The sequence below is a fragment of the Chromobacterium sp. IRSSSOUMB001 genome, assembly GCF_023507765.1.
Classification (GTDB): Bacteria; Pseudomonadota; Gammaproteobacteria; order Burkholderiales; family Chromobacteriaceae; genus Chromobacterium; species Chromobacterium haemolyticum.
Genome location: NZ_JALCYU010000012.1, coordinates 54,544 through 71,838, shown reverse-complemented (window position 1 = coordinate 71,838; position 17,295 = coordinate 54,544). Strand labels below are relative to the sequence as shown.

Below are 17,295 nucleotides of genomic sequence, written 5' to 3'. Positions count from 1 at the left end.
CATTGCTGATTGAAATCCTTTATCGCCCGTCCAGGCCGTCCTATTGGCCGGGCTTGGTCCAGGTCAAAATCATTTGTGCATTCACGCGTTGATTCAAAAGCTTGCCGTTTCTCGGGCCGTCCTCATGCTGGAATTCGTGGCGGGGCTGGGCCCGCCTGGCCCGCCGCGGCCGCGTGGCGGCTACTTGCCAGCGCCGGCCGCGTGCTATACTGTCCGCTTTCGCGTTGGGTGCGTGGTGTAACTCCACGCAGCGCCAGTCTAAGGTGAGGCAATGTCCTTCGAGTCTGCCGATCCGTGGCGTCGTACCGTCCCAGATGACTAAACCTGTCACACACTTAAGGATTTAACATGCAAGTACAGCTGGAAACATTGAGCAATCTTGAGCGCCGCATGAATATCGCCCTGCCGATGGCGGCTATCGACACGCAAGTGGCCGAGCGCCTGAAGCGCGTGGCCCGCAACGCCAAGATTCAAGGTTTCCGCCCGGGCAAGGCTCCGCTGAAGATCGTGGAAATGAACTACGGCGCCCAGGTGCGTGAAGAAGTGATGGGTGAACAGGTTCAACAGGGTTTCTACTCCGCCGTGAGCGAGCAGAAACTGCGTGTCGCAGGTTACCCGCGCTTCGAGCCGGTAGCCGCCGGCGACGACAAGGAAAACTTCAAGTTCGCCGCCACTTTCGAGGTTTACCCGGAGGTGAAGCTGGGTGAACTGGCCGGCAAGGAAGTGGAAAAGCCGCTGACTCCGGTGACTGACGCCGAAATCGAGAAAACCATCGATATCCTGCGTAAACAGCGCACTCGCTACAACCGCGTTGAGCGCGAAGCCGCCACCGGCGACCGCGTGATCATCGACTTCAAGGGCGCCATCGACGGCGTGGCCTTCGAAGGCGGTTCCTCCGAGAACTTCCCGTTCGTGCTGGGTCAGGGCCAGATGCTGGCCGAGTTTGAAGCGGGCGTTGCCGGCATGAAGGAAGGCGACATCAAGAGCGTGGAAGTGAGCTTCCCCGAGGACTACCACGGCAAGGACGTGGCCGGCAAAACCGCCGTGTTCGAAATCCTGCTGAAGAATGTGGCTGAAGCCGTGCTGCCGGAAGTGAACGAAGAGTTCGCCAAGCAGCTGGGCATCGCCGACGGCGACGTTGAGAAAATGCGCGCTGAAATCCGCAAGAACGTGGAGCGCGAAGTGAAGCGCCGCCTGCAGGCCCGCACCAAGGAAAACGTGATGCAGGTGCTGTTGGACTCCACCGAGATCGAACTGCCGAAAGCCCTGGTCAGCCTGGAAATCGGCCGTCTGGTCGAGCAAGCCCGTCGCGATATGCAGCAACGCGGCATGAACGTCAAGGACATGCCGTTCCCGCCGGAGCTGTTCGCTCAACAAGCCGAGCGCCGCGTGGCTCTGGGCCTGATCCTGTCCGAAGTCGTGGAATCCAACAAGCTGGAAGCCAAGCCGGAGCAGGTCAAGGCCATGATCACCGAGTTTGCCGACAGCTACGAAGATCCGGCTGAAGTGCTGACCTGGTACTACGCCAGCCCGGACCGCCTGGAAGGCCCGACTTCCATGGTGCTGGAAGACAATGTGGTTGAATTTGTGCTGTCCAAGGCCAATGTTGTAGAGAAAGAACTGTCCTTCGACGCCCTGATGGGCAACAACGCCTGATAACAGCTGGAGTGGCCGATGAAATCGATGATGGAACCTCAAGGTCTGGGCCTGGTGCCCATGGTGGTGGAACAAAGCGGCCGCGGCGAGCGCGCGTATGATATCTACTCGCGTCTGCTGAAGGAGCGCATCGTTTTCCTGGTGGGCCCTGTCACGGATGAGTCGGCCAACCTGGTTGTGGCGCAGATGTTGTTCCTTGAATCGGAAAATCCGGACAAGGATATTCACTTCTACATCAACTCGCCGGGTGGGTCGATTACCGCGGGCATGTCCATTTACGACACGATGAACTTCATCAAGCCGGATGTTTCCACCTTGTGCATCGGCCAGGCCGCCAGCATGGGCGCCTTCCTGCTCGCCGCCGGCGCGCCGGGCAAGCGCTTCGCGCTGGCCAACAGCCGGGTGATGATTCACCAGCCGCTGCTGTACGGCGGCGGTCTGTCCGGCCAGGTCACCGATATCGAGATCCACGCTCGCGAACTGGTCAAGGTCAAGGCCAAGATGAACGAGCTGTTGGCCAAGCACAGCGGTCAACCGCTGGAGCGGGTGATGGCCGACACCGAGCGCGACAACTTCATGTCCGCCGACGAGGCGCAGGCCTACGGCTTGATCGACAAAGTGCTGACGTCCCACAAGGACGTGAAAGCTTAAGGAGTGATGGAATCCGCCAATGGCTGACAAGAACAGCAATGAAAAGCTTCTCTACTGCTCTTTCTGCGGCAAGAGCCAGCATGAAGTCCAGCGCCTGATCGCCGGGCCGCAGGTATTCATCTGCAACGAATGCGTCGAGTTGTGCAACGACATCATTCGCGAGGAGCTGGAGAAGGGCGTCGGCGATGCCGCGTCCGCCCCCGAAGACAGTCCGCTGCCCACACCTCAGGAAATCCGCGCGGATCTCGACCAGTACATCATTGGTCAGGATTTCGCCAAGAAAACCCTGTCGGTGGCGGTGTACAACCACTACAAGCGCCTGAGCAGCCCGGCAAGCAAGAACGATGTCGAGCTGGCCAAGAGCAATATCTTGCTGATCGGCCCGACCGGCTCCGGCAAAACCTTGCTCGCCCAGTCGCTGGCCCGTCTGCTGGACGTGCCCTTCGTCATCGCCGACGCCACCACGCTCACCGAAGCGGGTTACGTGGGCGAGGATGTCGAGCACATCATCCAGAAGCTGCTGCAAAAATGCGATTACGACGTGGACAAGGCCCAGCGCGGCATTGTCTACATCGACGAGATCGACAAGATCTCGCGCAAGTCGGAAAACCCGTCCATCACCCGCGACGTATCGGGCGAGGGCGTGCAGCAGGCGCTGCTGAAGCTGATCGAGGGCACCGTTGCCTCGATTCCGCCGCAGGGCGGCCGCAAGCATCCGAATCAGGAATTCATTCAGGTGGACACCACCAACATCCTGTTCATTTGCGGCGGCGCTTTCGACGGCCTGGAGAAGATTATTCGCCAGCGCTCGGAGAAGGGCGGCATTGGTTTCGGCGCCGACATCAGCTCCAAGGACGATGGCAAGAGCTTGTCCGTGTTGTTCCAGGAGGTGGAGCCTCAGGATCTGATTCGTTTCGGTCTTATTCCTGAACTGATCGGCCGGCTGCCGGTGGCGGCAACGCTGGAGGAGCTGGACGAGGAAGCACTGGTCACCATCCTGACCCAGCCGAAGAACGCGCTGATCAAGCAGTATCAGAAGCTGTTCTCGATGGAGTCGGTGGAGCTGGAGGTTCGTCCGTCCGCCTTGCGCGTGATCGCCAAGCAGGCGCTGATCCGCAAGACCGGCGCGCGCGGCTTGCGCTCCATTTTGGAACGGGCGCTGCTCGACACCATGTACGAGCTGCCGTCCATGGCCGATGTGGAAAAAGTGGTGGTGGATGAAAAGGTTATCGACAAGGGCGACAAGCCGTTGTTCATCTATCGCGATAAGGACGACAAGGCGCAATCGGCCTGATTGTTCGCCGCGAATCCGGAGACCGCCCAAACCGGGCGGTTTTTTATTTGTAGAGCCGGAAATCTGATTTAGTATGGGGGTGTTGAATTTTACTGTCCGCCCCCCATCTCCCAAGCATTGTTTCACAAGCAAGGTTAGGTGATATGCCGCAACCCGCAGAACTCAAAGAAGAATCCACGCTGCCATTGCTGCCATTGCGCGATGTGGTGGTCTTCCCCCATATGGTCATCCCGCTGTTCGTCGGCCGCGCCAAGTCCATTCGAGCGCTGGAGCTGGCGATGGACGAGGGCAAGCAAATCCTCTTGGTGGCGCAGCGTTCCGCCTCCAAGGACGAACCGTCCGCCGACGATCTGTACCCAGTCGGCACCATCGCTTCGGTGTTGCAGATGCTCAAGCTGCCGGACGGCACCGTCAAGGTGCTGGTCGAAGGCCGTCAGCGCGCGATGATCGAATCCGTAGGCGAGGAAAACGAGTGCTTTGTCGGCGCCTTCAAGCCGCTGAGCCCGGAAGCCGAGGAATCGACCGAGACCGAGGCAATGCGCCGCGCGCTGCTCGCCCAGTTCGAGCAGTACGTCAAACTGAACAAGAAAATCCCGCCGGAGGTCTTGAACTCGCTGGCCGGCATTGACCGCGCCGGCCGCATGGCCGACACCATCATTGCCCACCTGCCGCTGAAGCTGGAGCAGAAGCAGGAGGTGCTGGAGATGTTCGACGTGCAGCAGCGCCTCGAACACCTGATGTCGCAGCTGGAAGGCGAGATCGACATCCTTCAGGTGGAAAAGCGCATCCGCGGCCGCGTCAAGCGGCAGATGGAAAAGAGCCAGCGCGAGTACTATCTGAACGAGCAGGTCAAGGCGATCCAGAAAGAGCTCGGCGAGATGGACGAGGTCAGCGACCTCGACGAGCTGGAAAACAAGATCAAGGCCGCGGGCATGAGCAAGGAGGGCCGCGAGAAGGCGATGTCCGAGCTCAAGAAGCTACGCATGATGTCGCCTATGTCGGCGGAAGCCACCGTGGTGCGCAACTACATCGACACTCTGCTTGAGCTGCCCTGGAAGAAGAAAACCAAGATCAGCAAGGACGTGGCTAAGGCCGAGGAAGTGCTGGACGAGGATCACTTCGGCCTGGAAAAGGTCAAGGAACGCATCCTGGAGTATCTGGCGGTGCAACAGCGCGTCGACAAGCTCAAGGCGCCCATCCTGTGCCTGGTGGGGCCGCCGGGTGTGGGCAAGACCTCCTTGGGGCAGTCTCTGGCGCGCGCCACCAACCGCAAGTTCGTGCGCATGGCGCTGGGCGGGGTGCGCGACGAGTCCGAGATCCGTGGCCATCGCCGCACCTATATCGGCTCGATGCCGGGCAAGGTGCTACAGAACATGAGCAAGGCGGCGGTGAAGAACCCGCTGTTCCTGCTGGACGAAGTGGACAAGATGGGCGCGGATTTCCGCGGCGATCCGTCGTCGGCGCTGCTGGAGGTGCTAGACCCGGAGCAGAACCATTCCTTCATTGATCACTACGCCGAAGTCGAATTCGACTTGTCCGACGTGATGTTCGTGGCCACCGCCAACTCGTTGAACATTCCGCCGGCGCTGCTGGACCGGATGGAGATCATCCGTCTGGCCGGCTACACCGAGGACGAGAAGGTCAACATCGCCACTAAATACCTGCTGCCCAAGCAAATGAAGGCCAACGGCGTGCAGGAAGGTGAGCTGGCGGTGCAGGAGTCCGCGCTGCGCGACATCGTGCGCTATTACACCCGTGAGGCCGGCGTGCGCAGTCTGGACCGCGAGATAGCCAAGATTTGCCGCAAGGTGGTGACCAGCGCCTCGTTGAAGGCGGGCAAGGCGGCCAAGGTGACGGTTAGCGGCCGCAATCTGGACAAGTATCTGGGTGTGCGCCGTTTCGACTACGGCATCGCCGAGGATGAGAACCGCATCGGTCAGGTCACCGGCCTGGCCTGGACCGAGGTGGGCGGCGAACTGCTGACCATCGAGGCGGTGTCGCTGCCGGGCAAGGGCAACATCATTCGCACCGGCCAGCTGGGCGAGGTGATGCAGGAGTCCATCACCGCGGCGATGAGCGTGGTGCGTAGCCGCGCGCGTTCGCTGGGCATCAAGCCGGACTTCTACGAGAAGAGCGATATGCACATCCACGTGCCGGAAGGCGCGACGCCCAAGGACGGGCCAAGCGCCGGCATCGCGATGACCACGGCCCTGGTGTCCATCCTGACAGGCATTCCGGTGCGCGCCGACGTGGCGATGACCGGCGAGATCACGCTGCGAGGCGAGGTGTTGCCCATTGGCGGCCTGAAGGAGAAGCTGTTGGCCGCTCACCGCGGCGGAATCAAGCATGTGTTGATCCCCAAAGGGAACGAAAAAGATTTGGTTGAAATTCCCGCCAATATCAAGCATAAAATCGAAATCCATGCCGTTAAGTGGATTGACGAGGTCTTGGCCTTGGCGTTGGAGAGACAGCCGGAGCCTTTGTCGGAAGAAGAAAAGCCGGCGGAGGAGTTGCGAGCGACGCAGGAAGCGGCGCAAGGCGTGTCCGTGATGAAGCATTAAGAATCATGGCCTTAGCCAAACGCTGAATAACTTGTGTTCAAGCGGCTTTCCAGTGTGTTTGCGAAATGGCAAAATGCCCGTCAAAGCCGCTTGACACAAGGATTTCGCCCTTGCTATAAAGCAAGCGGTTTTTATCCGAATTACGTAGACCGAGAACGACGAAAGGGGACTTACGTGAACAAGTCTGAACTGATTGACGCTATTGCCGCTGAGGCCGATATCTCCAAAGCCGCCGCCGCCAAGGCGCTGGACGGCATGGTGGCCGCTGTAACCGACGCTCTGAAAAAGGGCGACACCGTGACCCTGGTGGGCTTCGGCACCTTCTACGTTGGCGAACGCGCTGAACGCAGCGGCCGCAACCCGAAGACCGGCGCCACCATCAAGATCCCGGCAGCTCGTTCGCCGAAGTTCCGTGCTGGCAAGGCACTGAAAGACGCGCTATAATTAGCGGCCTTGGCAGCCCCTAGCGGCTGGCAAGGTGTTTCGAGGGGCGTTTAGCTCAGTTGGTAGAGCGTCTGCCTTACAAGCAGAATGTCGGCGGTTCGACTCCGTCAACGCCCACCACAGTCCGGAGCGGTAGTTCAGTTGGTTAGAATACCGGCCTGTCACGCCGGGGGTCGCGGGTTCGAGTCCCGTCCGCTCCGCCAGAACTCACAAAAAGGTGAACGAAATTCAGCGTTCACCTTTTTTTTTGACAAGGGTGGCTCAAGCCAATCGCCATGTTCGAGTTTGTCCAGAACAATAAAGTCTTCATTCAGGTTGTATTGGGAGCTGTTGCGTTGACCTTCGTGGGCTTCGGCGTGGGCAGCTATGAAGCAGCTTCCGACGACCCTTATCTCGCCAAGGTAGGTTCCTCCAAGATTTACAAGCGCGATCTGGATCGAGCCTTGGAAGGCCAGCCCACCGATCCGGCCAGTCGTCAGGCCACGCTGGAAAACCTGATTCGCCAAGAGCTGCTGCTGTCCGACGCACACGACCGCGGCGTCACCGTCAGCCCCGAGCAGTTGCGCAAAGTCATTGCCTCCATTCCCGCCTTCCAGGACAACGGCAAGTTCAGCCCGGAACGTTATCGCGAGTTCCTGCAAAACCGCTACCCGTCGCCTGAGGCATTCGAAACCCAGGTCAAACGCGACCTCGTGCTGCAAAGCCAGCTGACCGGTATCGCCGGAACCGAGTTCGTCGCGGGCACGGTGGTCAATCGCTTGGCCGGCCTGTTGGGCGAGGGCCGCGAAGTGCGTTCCTTGCTGTTGAAGCCGGCGGACTTCGCCGCTGAAGTCAAAACCGACGAAGCATCGCTCAAGGCCTTCTACGACGCTAATTTGAAGCGTTTCCGCGTGCCGGAGCGGGTCAAGCTCGATTATGTGCTGCTGTCCCAGGACGCGTTGGCTCAAGGCGTTAAGCCCGGCGACGCCGAGCTGCAGAAGTACTACGAAGAACACAAGGCCGAGTTCAGCAATGAGCAGCGCCGTGCTTCTCACATCTTGCTGACGGTGGCCAAGGACGCCAAGCCGGAGCAGAAGGCCAAGATCAAGGCGGAAGCCGAGGCGTTGTTGAAGGATGTTCGCGCCAATCCGGCTCGTTTCTCGGAGTTGGCCAAGGCCAAGTCGCAAGACCCGGGTTCCGCGGCCAATGGCGGCGATCTGGGCTTCTTCGGCCATGGCATGATGGTGAAGCCTTTCGACGACGCGGTGTTCCGGATGAAGCCGGGCCAGATCAGCGAAGTGATCGAGACCGAGTTCGGTTATCACATCATCAAGCTGGACGAGGTCAAGGCGCAGGACTTCGCCGAAGTGAAGGCGGCTATCGCCGAGAAGCTGCAGCGTCAGCAGGCGGGTAGCCTGTTCCGCAGCCAGGCCGACAAGCTGACCGAGCTGGCTTACCAGCAGGGCGACTCATTGAAGGCTCTGCAGGAGCAACTGAAGCTGCAGCCGCAGCATTCGGATTGGCTGAGCCGCGGCAAGCCGGCGGCGGACCCTCTGCTCAACAGCCCCAAGGTGCTTGAAGCGGCGTTCAGCGAGGACGTGCTGAAGAAGAAACACAATAGCGAGCCAGTGGATATCGGCAACAACCGCCTGTTGGTGGTGCGCGTGGCCGAGCATCAGCCGGAACGTCAGCAGTCGATGGACGAAGTGCGCGATGTAATCAAGGCCGAACTGGTGGCCAAGGAAGGCGCCAAGCTGGCCGAGAAGAAGGGCCAGGCCCTGTTGGCTGAGCTGAAGGCGGGCAAGGGCGATGGCAAGGCCTGGGGCGAATCCAAGACCCTGCTGCGTCGCGATCCGGCCGGGTTGCCGATTGCCGACGCGCGCGCCGTGTTCGCCGCTCAGGCGGGCAAGCTGCCGGCCTTCGCCGGCGCCAAGCGTGATAACGGAGAATACGCGCTTTATCGCATCGACAAGGTGATTCCTGCGCCGGCGGCCAGCGAGGCCGAACGCGGCCAACTGAGCGCCATTTTGGGCGAGATGAACGCCAACGCTCAGTTGTCCAGCTATCTCGACACGCTGCGTCAGAAGTACAGCGTGACAATGGGCAAGCAGAGTTTGTCCGACGCTCAATAAACCTGTGTTGGAGTTGTCTCATCGCCGCCGTCAGCGCCTGCTGGCGGCGGTTTTCCATATGTTTTTGTGCTGAATTGTTTATAGCTATTCTCGCTAAGAGAGACGTTTTTTTGAACTGGATGAGACAATTTCAATGTTTTTGGGGTGGGGCTATTGACTGAAAACGAAAAAAGATGTTCAATCATAAACAAATTTAGTCGCCGATTTGAACACAGCTTGCGGGCGTAAAACAGCTAAAGCGTGGGTAAGCAGACCCAGGAAACAAACCAGCATCTGCTTACAGTAATCTCGATTCAGCAGTGATTCCGAAGATTCCCATGCAAGGCCCGCCAAGTTCATTGGCGGGCCTTGTGTTTTTGGAGTGTTTGGAATGATTCATCTGCAAAATGTTCGTAAGCGTTTCCGTCATCCCGAGGGTGGCTGGTTCGACGCGGTCACGGACACCTCTCTTACCATTCGTCCGGGCGAAGTCTTCGGACTGATCGGCTTTTCCGGCGCCGGCAAGTCCACTTTGCTGCGCCTGATCAATTTACTGGAGCGCCCGGACCACGGCGCGGTCATCGTCGATGGTGAAGACCTGACCAGCTTGTCCGCCAAGGCTTTGCGCCGCGCGCGCCAGAATATCGGCATGGTGTTCCAGCAATTCAATTTGATGGCCAACCGTACCGTGGCCGGCAATGTCGCCTTCCCGCTGGAAGTGGCGGGCTGGGCTAAGACGGATATAGATAAGCGCGTCAACGAATGTCTGGAAGTGGTGGGCTTGCTGGACCGCGCCAACCACTACCCGGCCCAATTGTCCGGCGGTCAGAAGCAGCGCGTCGGCATTGCCCGCGCCCTGGCGCCCAGCCCCAAGGTGATTCTGGCCGATGAGCCCACATCGGCGCTGGACCCGAAAACCACTCAAGCCGTGTTGGAGTGCCTGAAAGACATTAATCAACGCTTTGGCGTCACTATCGTCATCGTCACTCATGAGATGGGCGTGGTGCGGGCGATCTGCCATCGCGCGGCGGCTTTGGACGCCGGCCGAGTGGTGGAAGTGGTGGATGTGTCGGATAACGAAGTGGCGGCGGATTCCGATCTGGCGCGCTCGCTGCTGGAGGCCGCGTAATGGATGCCGCAACCCTGAACGAAGCATTGCAAAACCTGACGAGCATGGGGCCGGAAATCTGGCAGGCCTTCCAGGAAACGCTGGTGATGCTGGGCATAGGCCTGAGCGCGGCCGTCTTGCTGGGCGGCCCGCTGGGCATCGTGCTCTACCTGACCCAGCCGGGCCAGCAGTTCGCCAACCGCGCGTTGAACGGCGTGTTGGGCTGGGTGGTGAACCTGGTGCGTTCCTTCCCCTTCATCATTCTGATGGTGTCGTTGGTGCCGCTGACGCGGGCGCTGGTGGGCAGCACCATCGGTCCGGTGGCGGCTTCGGTGCCGCTGGCCTTCGCCGCGATTCCATATTTTGGTCGTCTGGTCGAGCAGACGCTGCGCGAGATTCCTCGCGGAGTGGTGGAGGCGGCCGAAGCGATGGGCGCCAGCCCGCTGCAGATCATTTGCAAGGTGCTGCTCAACGAGGCGCGCTCCGGCCTGATTTCCAGTCTGACCATCCTCACCATCAGCTTCCTGAGCTATACCGCGGTGGCGGGGGTGGTGGGCGGCGGCGGCATTGGCGACTTGGCCATCCGCTATGGCTACTACCGTTATCAGACCGATGTGATGGTGGCCATGGTGCTGATGCTGGTGGTGCTGGTGCAGATCATCCAACTGCTGGGCAACCGGCTGGCGGCCAAGCTCGACAAACGTTGACATTAGCCGGCGCTTGGCGCCGGCATGGTGGACCTTTTACCTATCAATGGACAAAGCAGGAGAAAAAAATGCGTAGATTCGTGATCAAGGCAGTGGCGGCTTCGGTATTGGGATTGGCGGCGGCGGGCGCGGCGCTGGCGGCGGACCCGGCCAAGAAGGACATCGTGATTGGCACCACCGTCGGCGATTTCGGCGACATGGTCAAGCAGTCGATCAAACCGATTCTGGAAAAGCAGGGCTACAAGGTCAAGCTGGTGGAGTTCACCGACTATGTCCGCCCGAACCTGGCTTTGCAGGAAGGCGCGCTGGATGTGAATGTGTTCCAGCACAAGCCCTATCTGGACAACTTCGTCAAAGAGCACAAATTGAGCTTGAAAGAGGCTTTCCAAGTGCCGACCGCGCCGCTGGGCATTTACGCTGGCAAGATCAAGGCGCTGAAAGACGTCAAAGTGGGTTCCACCGTGGCCGCCCCCAATGATCCGTCCAACTTTGCCCGCGCACTGGTGATGCTGGCCGATCTGGGCTGGGTCAAGCTGAAGCCGGGCATCAACCCCTTGACCGCTTCCGAGCGCGACATCGCCGTCAATGTGAAGAAGATCAAGATTATTCCGCTGGAGGCCGCGCAATTGCCGCGTTCGCGCAGTGATGTGGACTTCTCGGTGATCAACGGCAACTACGCCACCAGCTCCGGCATTAAGCTGACCGAGGCGGTCTATCAGGAGAAGAGCTACGCCTATGTCAACTGGGGCGCGGTGCGCACGGCTGACTTGAGCAAGCCCTGGGCCAAGGACGTGGTGGCGGCTTACAACTCGCCGGAGTTCAAGGCTTTCGCCAAGCAGAAATACGCGGGCTACAAGCTTCCGCAGAACTGGAAGTAAGCGAGATTGTTATTCGCGCGCCGGCCAACGGCCGGCGGCGCAGGATTTCTTGTAACACTCCTGGCTACAAGACTTGGTGGGAGGGCTTAGCCCTCCCTATTTTTTTGCGCGCTTAGAACCTGTTCAAAGTCTGCCGCGCTTCGTGGAGCGTTGTACGGTGAGTACAAGCTCGAAATGCTCATGTAACACGTGACCATTCCGCTTTTTCTCGCGTTTTCGCCTTGTCTCGCCCTTGCTCGCGAGACTTTGAACAAGCTCTTAGGTGCTCTTATTTCAGGTAGGAGCGCAGCACACTCGTCACCTGTTCCAAGTCTTTGCCGCGCTGTGCGGGGTCGACAGCCTCCGGGCCCAGGTGCTCGCGCAGATGGCCCTCGATCACTTCCATCATCAGTCCATTGACAGCGCCGCGCACTGCGGCGATTTGTTGCAAAATCGCCGAGCAATCAACTTCCTGTTCCAGTGCGCGTTCCAACGCTTCCGCCTGGCCTTTGATGCGCCGGACGCGGGTCAATAACTTCTTCTTGTCTTTCACGGTATGCGGCATGCGAGTGGACGTCCCTTATTGTTGATAATATACTGGGGTATAGTATATGGGCGCAGCTTTGCTGCGGTGTCGCCGGTTTGTCCCTCCGAGAGCGGGGAGGCCGGCATGAACGTATTGTAAAAGAAGGCTGAAGATGCCGCCAATCGCCGAGCTGATTCAACAAGGAAGTATTAATCTCTGGTTGTTCATTCCTTCCGCCATCCTGCTGGGGGCGCTGCACGGGCTGGAGCCCGGGCATTCCAAGACCATGATGGCTTCTTTCATCATTGCTATCCGCGGCAGCATCGGCCAGGCCGTGCTGCTTGGCCTGTGCGCGGCCTTGTCGCATTCGCTGATCGTTTGGCTGCTGGCTGCGCTGGCGCTCAAGTACGGAAATCAGTTGATTGCCGAGCAGGCGGAGCCTTATCTGATGCTGTTTTCGGCTGTCGTGGTCATGGTGGTGGCAGCCTGGATGCTATGGCGTACTTGGCGAGACAATCTAGCCGCTCGGGCCATGCTGAAGCCGCCTCAGGGCGGCCGCATGATAAACACCGGCCATGGCTTGATGGAGGCGCTGCCCGTGCGGGAGGAGGGGCTGCGCGTGGCCTTGTACCAGTACGACACCGGTTTGCGACGGCTGAAGCCTGATGGACGTGGCTTGTCGCTGGCTTGGCGGCGCGGCGAAGAGCAAGGAGTGCTAGGTTTTGAAACTGAGGGGGAGTATCTGCTCAGCCCGTGTTTGCCCGCTGGAGCGCTTGTAAGCGCTTTGCTCTTGAGTCACGGCGGTCACGCTCATCGCTACCCTTTGCAGCTGGAGGCAATGGGCGGCGCCGAGCGCGCCGGGCCCTACCGTCGGGCGGAGGGCGCGGGGTCGACACAACGAGCGCGTCGCGCGTCGGCGGCGCTGCCCGTTTATCAAGACGCGCACGAACGCGCGCACGCGGAACAGATTCAGCAGCGCTTTGCGGGCAAGGAGGTAGGCAATGTTCAGATTGCGTTGTTTGGCCTGACTGGGGGCTTGATACCGTGCCCGGCCTCGGTGACTATTTTGCTGCTATGCCTGCACCTGAAGCACTTTTCCCTGGGGGCTACCATGGTGGCTGCGTTCAGCCTGGGTCTGGCCTTGGCGCTGGTCAGCGTTGGAGTGTTGGCGGCCTGGGGCGTGCGTCAGGCGAGCGCCCGCTTTGGCGGGCTGGGCGAATGGGCGCGGCGCGCGCCCTATCTATCTGCCGGTTTGATGTTGCTGGTTGGGTTGGCGATGGCCGCGCAAGCCGCGCGCGGCCTGGTCGCTTAGAACCTGTTCTAAGCGTCTGTTTACGATCTCGCGAGCTAAGGCGAGACAAGGCGAAAATGGCGGAAGAAGCGGAGTGTGCAGTGGTACATGAGCATTCTGAAGCGGTTTTCAACGCTGTATCGCTGATGCGCAGCAGATCGTAAACAGGTTCTAGGACCCGCTAAGCAAACATCTGATCCTCCCTTGCGCCTCTTTGTCGTTGCCTGCGTCCGCGCGCCTAGGCTCAGGTTCTCTGCGAGGTTTTGTTGGCAGCTTGAAGTCCGCGGCGCATCGTAAGACGTGGCGCGGCGAGTGCTCCTTGCGAAATGCGCATGTACCCCATGTGCATTTCGCCTTTTCTGCGGTTTTCGCCATGTCTCGTTCCGAGACTTTGAACCGGGTACTTAGGATGGCCTCCGCGCGGCGCCGGCGCGACTCAGGTACAACCCCAGCCAGCGGTCCTGTTCCCACAGCATGTGCAGGATGGATTCACGCGCGCGGTAGCCGTGGCTCTCCGCCGGTAGGGTCACCAGCCGCGCAGTGGCGCCCAGTCCTTGCAGCGCTTGATACAGCCGCTCGCTTTGCAGCGGGAAGGTGCCGGGGTTATTGTCCATCTCGCCATGAATCAGCAAGAGCGGGTCTTTGATCTGATTGGCGAAGTTAAACGGCGACATGGCTTGGTAGACCTCTTTGGCCTGCCAGAAATTGCGTTCCTCCGATTGGAAGCCAAAGGGTGTCAGCGTGCGATTGTAGGCGCCGGAGCGGGCGATGCCGGCATGGAACAGCCGGGTGTGAGCCAGCAGGTTGGCAGTCATGAAGGCGCCGTAGGAATGGCCGCCGACGGCGATGCGGGCCGGGTCGGCCACGCCCAGTCGAACCACTTCGTCCACGGCGGCCTGGGCGTTCATTTTCAGTTGCGGCAGGTAGCTGTCGTTCGGCTCTTTGTCGCCTTCGCCGACGATGGGCATGCCTGGGTCGTCCATCACCGCGTAGCCGCGCGCCAGCATGGCCAGCGGCCCCCAATAGCTGACGCGGTTGAAACGGTAAGGGGACTCCGTCACCTGGCTGGCTGCGGCGGCGGTTTTGAACTCGGTGGGATAGGCCCACATCAGCAGCGGCAGCGGACCATTGCGTTTGGCCTCGTAGCCGGGCGGCAGGTAGAGGGTGGCGGTCAGCTTCACTCCATCGGCGCGTTGGTAGCGCAGCTGCTTTTTGGAGACGTTTTTCAGCTGTGGTGTTGGGTGCGGCATATGCGTTAGCGCCAGCGGTTCTGCGGCGTGCCCCAGCGTCAGACGGTAGAGATTGGGCGGCTGGTCGATGGATTCGCGGCTAAGCAGAAGCTCTTGGCCGGCGTCGTCCAGCAGTGCGGCCGGCTGTTCGAACCAGGGCGCTTGCGATTGCCATAGCCGCGTGGCGCGTTTATCGGCTAGAGCGTAGCGGTCGACGAAGGGGCGGTCGCCGTCGGGGCCGGCGCCTTCGCCCAGCAGATAGACGGACTTGCCGTCCGGCGTGGTTTGCAGCACGGATTGGCCGTTAGCGTTGCTGACCATGGCCGCCTCGCCTGGGTCGCTGTAGCGGTCTTCCGATTTGCGGCTGCTCAACAACTCCGGCGCGACATCCTGATCCGGGCGCGCGCGCCAGACTTTCAGTTCACGGGTTTTCCACCAGTGCTCGCGCACCAGAGCCAGGTCGCCGCGGCCCCAGCGGACATCGGCGAAGCGGCTGGTCAGCCGCATCAGCCGCCGCGGCGCTTGCTGAAACGGCGCGGCTTGCAGATAGAGCGCGTCGCGTTCGGCGGCGGCGCGGGCAGGGTCGCCTCCGTCCAGCGCCTCAACCCAAAACAGAGACGCTGGAGCGTCGGCGCGCCAGGCGATTTCGCGCGGACCAGCCTCCACAGCGTCGTTGCCGGACGGCATGCGTTCCAGCAGCGGCCGCTGAGTCACGGTGTGCGCAATACGGCCATGCCGGTCCAGTACATCGATGCGTTTAGGGAAGCGGGATATCGGCACCAGGCCGGAGTAGGGGCGCTGCAGGCGGGTGGCCAGCAGGTATTGGCGGTTGGGAGAGCCGCTGACGCTGAGATAGCGGTCCGGTTGACCGATCGTACTGAGCTTGCCGTCCAGGCCGACCAGCGCCAATTGGCTTTGCAGTTGATAGTCGAGCAAGTCGGCGTCGTACGGGGTCTTGAGCAGATCGGGATAGGTCCGGGTTTGAGAGAGGATGCCGCCTTCGCTTTGCTGGATGTTGGGGCCGCTGGGCGCTTGGGGTTGCCGCGGCGCGGGGCCTTGCTTGGCAGGCACGCGCTTGATCAGCAATTGTTCGCCGAACCAGGCGAAGCCGGAGCCGGTGGCGGCGTTGAGGTGGAAATCGCCCAGCCGGCGGGCGCGGGCGTCGGCGACATCCAGCAGCCACAGCTCCACGCCCTTGACGCCCCAAAGGCTGAAGGCCACTCGGCTTTCGTCGGCGGCCCAGGCTGTGTCCGCGATGCGGGCGCCGGCCGGCAGGCCGCGTACCGTGCGGGCGCGGCCTTGTTTCACGTCCAGCAAGGTCAGTGCGTTGCCGAAGTCGAAACGGCTGGCGGCGCGCATCGAGGGGTTCAGGCGCAAGCCGGCCAGCTTGAGTTCAGGCTGAGCGACATCGGCGATGCCGGGCAGGCCTGGACGATGGATTTGCAGCAAGGTCCGGCGTTTGGGGCCCAGGCTTTGTAAGGGAGGGCGCGGCGCGTCCACTAGCGCTTGCAGTTCCGCGGGCGGGGTCTGATAGCCGTGTTCGGCAGCGCTAAGCGGCGGCGCGGCCAACAGGCCGACAATGAGCGGCGCGCTGGTCAGCAGCGGGGAACGAAGGGACATGCGGGACTCCTGGCGAAGAATGGCGGGCAAGTCAAAAAACTTGCCCTAGTCTTGCCGGAGCGTCAAGGCGCGCCGCGCGCGGGCGGCGAAGGCCGAGTGCGCGCTAGAGCGGCGCGGCGGCGCTAAGCAGTTCTTTTTGCTGCGGATTGGCCGGTGTTACCGGGTAGTCGAAGAACTGCAGCGTCAGGCCGCCGCCGTCTGCGTTGAAGCGGGCCGGGAAGCCCAGAGGCAGCGTGGTCTTGTCGTGGACATGACCAAAAGGAATGCCTGTCAGCACCGGAACGCCGGTCAGACGGCGGATTTCTTCCAATACCGCGTCCAGGGTATAGCCGGGATCGTAAATGTCGACTTGGCGGTTCATATTGAAATCGCCGATGAAAATGGCGCGTTGTTTAGCAAGCACGCCGGCGAGATGCAGTTGCTGCAGCATGCGCTCAATGCGGTAGGGCTGTTCGGCGACATCCTCCAGGAACAGCAGACCGCCTTTGATCTCCGGCAGGTAGGGGGTGCCGACCAGGCTGCTGAGCACGCTGAGGTTGCCGCCCCAGAAAATGCCTTCGCCGCTGGCGTTGTGGCGTTGAGGCGCGTCGACGCGCAGTTGGCGGTTGGGCGTGGTGGTGGTGGTCAAGAACTCATTCAGCGTGAAGGCGCTGAGCTGCTTGGCTCCAAAGTCGCTGACCATGGGGCCGGCGAAGCTGCCCAGGCCGCCCTTGGCCAGCAAGGCCAGCTGGATGGCGGTGAAGTCGCTGTAGCCGATCAGTTGGCTGCCGGATTCGCGCAGCAGCGGGCAGAGCCGGCCGTAGTCGATATGAGGCAGCAGCCGCGTGGCGCCGTAGCCGCCACGGCCGGCCACCAGCAACTGCGGCGCGCGGCGGCGCGAGATCAGCTGATTGAGGTCGCCCAGCCTTTGCGCGTCGCTGCCGGCGAAGCGCTGGTAGCGGCGGTCCAAGGCCTGGACGTTTTCCAGTTGGTAACCGGCCAGACGCAGCCGCTCCACGGCTTGCTGCTTTTGGCGCGCGTCCGGCAGCGGGCCGGAGCAGGCGGTGAAATAGAGGCTGCTGCCGGCGGCGGCCGGCGCGGGAAGGGATTGGTCAACCATGGTGCGACATCCTTGCAAGAGGCCAAGGCCGGCGCTGAGCGCGCCCATTTGGAGTAGTTGGCGACGAGAGTATTGAATGCGGGCAGTCATTGAGTCCGGGGCCGGTAAGGGCTGGTGCAAACGAGGTTCGACAGCGCTAGGCTGCGTGAGTTGCGCCAGTAT

The 17,295-nt window shown here is 61.1% G+C and carries 13 protein-coding genes and 2 tRNA genes; 12 read left to right on the top strand and 3 right to left on the bottom strand.

Annotation, left to right across the window (positions count from 1 at the left end; translation table 11 throughout):
- Positions 1 to 348 precede the first annotated feature (348 nt).
- From tig to MOV80_RS16325, 11 genes are all read left to right on the top strand, one after another.
- Positions 349 to 1,656, top strand: coding sequence for a trigger factor (tig, locus tag MOV80_RS16375; RefSeq protein WP_019101402.1), 1,308 nt, complete (start codon positions 349 to 351; stop codon positions 1,654 to 1,656).
- 18 nt (positions 1,657 to 1,674) lie between these two features.
- The gene (clpP, locus tag MOV80_RS16370; protein WP_019101403.1) at positions 1,675 to 2,307 is read left to right on the top strand and encodes an ATP-dependent Clp endopeptidase proteolytic subunit ClpP; all 633 of its coding nucleotides are present in this window, start codon (positions 1,675 to 1,677) and stop codon (positions 2,305 to 2,307) included.
- A gap of 19 nt (positions 2,308 to 2,326) precedes the next feature.
- Positions 2,327 to 3,601, top strand: a complete 1,275-nt coding sequence (clpX, locus tag MOV80_RS16365; RefSeq protein WP_019101404.1) for an ATP-dependent Clp protease ATP-binding subunit ClpX — start codon at positions 2,327 to 2,329, stop codon at positions 3,599 to 3,601.
- Positions 3,602 to 3,744: 143 nt separating this feature from the next.
- The gene (lon, locus tag MOV80_RS16360; protein WP_043593607.1) at positions 3,745 to 6,162 is read left to right on the top strand and encodes an endopeptidase La; all 2,418 of its coding nucleotides are present in this window, start codon (positions 3,745 to 3,747) and stop codon (positions 6,160 to 6,162) included.
- 174 nt (positions 6,163 to 6,336) lie between these two features.
- Complete coding sequence (locus MOV80_RS16355; protein WP_019101406.1) at positions 6,337 to 6,606, top strand: HU family DNA-binding protein; 270 nt, start codon at positions 6,337 to 6,339, stop codon at positions 6,604 to 6,606.
- A gap of 44 nt (positions 6,607 to 6,650) precedes the next feature.
- Positions 6,651 to 6,726: transfer RNA gene (locus MOV80_RS16350), tRNA-Val, on the top strand.
- Positions 6,727 to 6,732: 6 nt separating this feature from the next.
- Positions 6,733 to 6,809, top strand: a tRNA-Asp gene (locus MOV80_RS16345).
- Positions 6,810 to 6,881: 72 nt separating this feature from the next.
- A complete protein-coding gene (locus MOV80_RS16340) occupies positions 6,882 to 8,717 on the top strand; it encodes a SurA N-terminal domain-containing protein (RefSeq protein ID WP_249605322.1) in 1,836 nt (611 codons plus the stop codon).
- A gap of 370 nt (positions 8,718 to 9,087) precedes the next feature.
- Positions 9,088 to 9,825, top strand: coding sequence for a methionine ABC transporter ATP-binding protein (locus MOV80_RS16335; protein ID WP_052052234.1), 738 nt, complete (start codon positions 9,088 to 9,090; stop codon positions 9,823 to 9,825).
- Positions 9,825 to 10,511 (top strand): methionine ABC transporter permease, encoded by a 687-nt coding sequence (locus MOV80_RS16330; protein WP_019101409.1) that lies wholly within the window; start codon positions 9,825 to 9,827, stop codon positions 10,509 to 10,511. Before MOV80_RS16335 ends, MOV80_RS16330 begins: the two co-directional genes overlap by 1 nt.
- 68 nt (positions 10,512 to 10,579) lie before the next feature.
- A complete protein-coding gene (locus tag MOV80_RS16325) occupies positions 10,580 to 11,389 on the top strand; it encodes a MetQ/NlpA family ABC transporter substrate-binding protein (RefSeq protein WP_019101410.1) in 810 nt (269 codons plus the stop codon).
- Positions 11,390 to 11,657: 268 nt separating this feature from the next.
- On the opposite strand, the gene MOV80_RS16320 is transcribed toward MOV80_RS16325, so the two are convergent.
- The gene (locus MOV80_RS16320; protein ID WP_019101411.1) at positions 11,658 to 11,933 is read right to left on the bottom strand and encodes a metal/formaldehyde-sensitive transcriptional repressor; all 276 of its coding nucleotides are present in this window, start codon (positions 11,931 to 11,933) and stop codon (positions 11,658 to 11,660) included.
- 133 nt (positions 11,934 to 12,066) lie between these two features.
- Between MOV80_RS16320 and MOV80_RS16315 the strand changes: the two genes are divergently transcribed.
- A complete protein-coding gene (locus MOV80_RS16315) occupies positions 12,067 to 13,206 on the top strand; it encodes a sulfite exporter TauE/SafE family protein (protein ID WP_118267474.1) in 1,140 nt (379 codons plus the stop codon).
- A 383-nt stretch (positions 13,207 to 13,589) separates the two neighbouring features.
- Here MOV80_RS16315 and MOV80_RS16310 read toward each other — a convergent pair whose 3' ends face one another.
- Together MOV80_RS16310 and MOV80_RS16305 are read right to left on the bottom strand one after the other, a co-directional pair.
- On the bottom strand, positions 13,590 to 16,034 hold the full coding sequence (locus MOV80_RS16310; RefSeq protein ID WP_249605321.1) for a prolyl oligopeptidase family serine peptidase: 2,445 nt from the start codon (positions 16,032 to 16,034) through the stop codon (positions 13,590 to 13,592).
- A 103-nt stretch (positions 16,035 to 16,137) separates the two neighbouring features.
- Positions 16,138 to 17,133 (bottom strand): LD-carboxypeptidase, encoded by a 996-nt coding sequence (locus MOV80_RS16305; protein ID WP_233423365.1) that lies wholly within the window; start codon positions 17,131 to 17,133, stop codon positions 16,138 to 16,140.
- Positions 17,134 to 17,295: the final 162 nt, after the last annotated feature.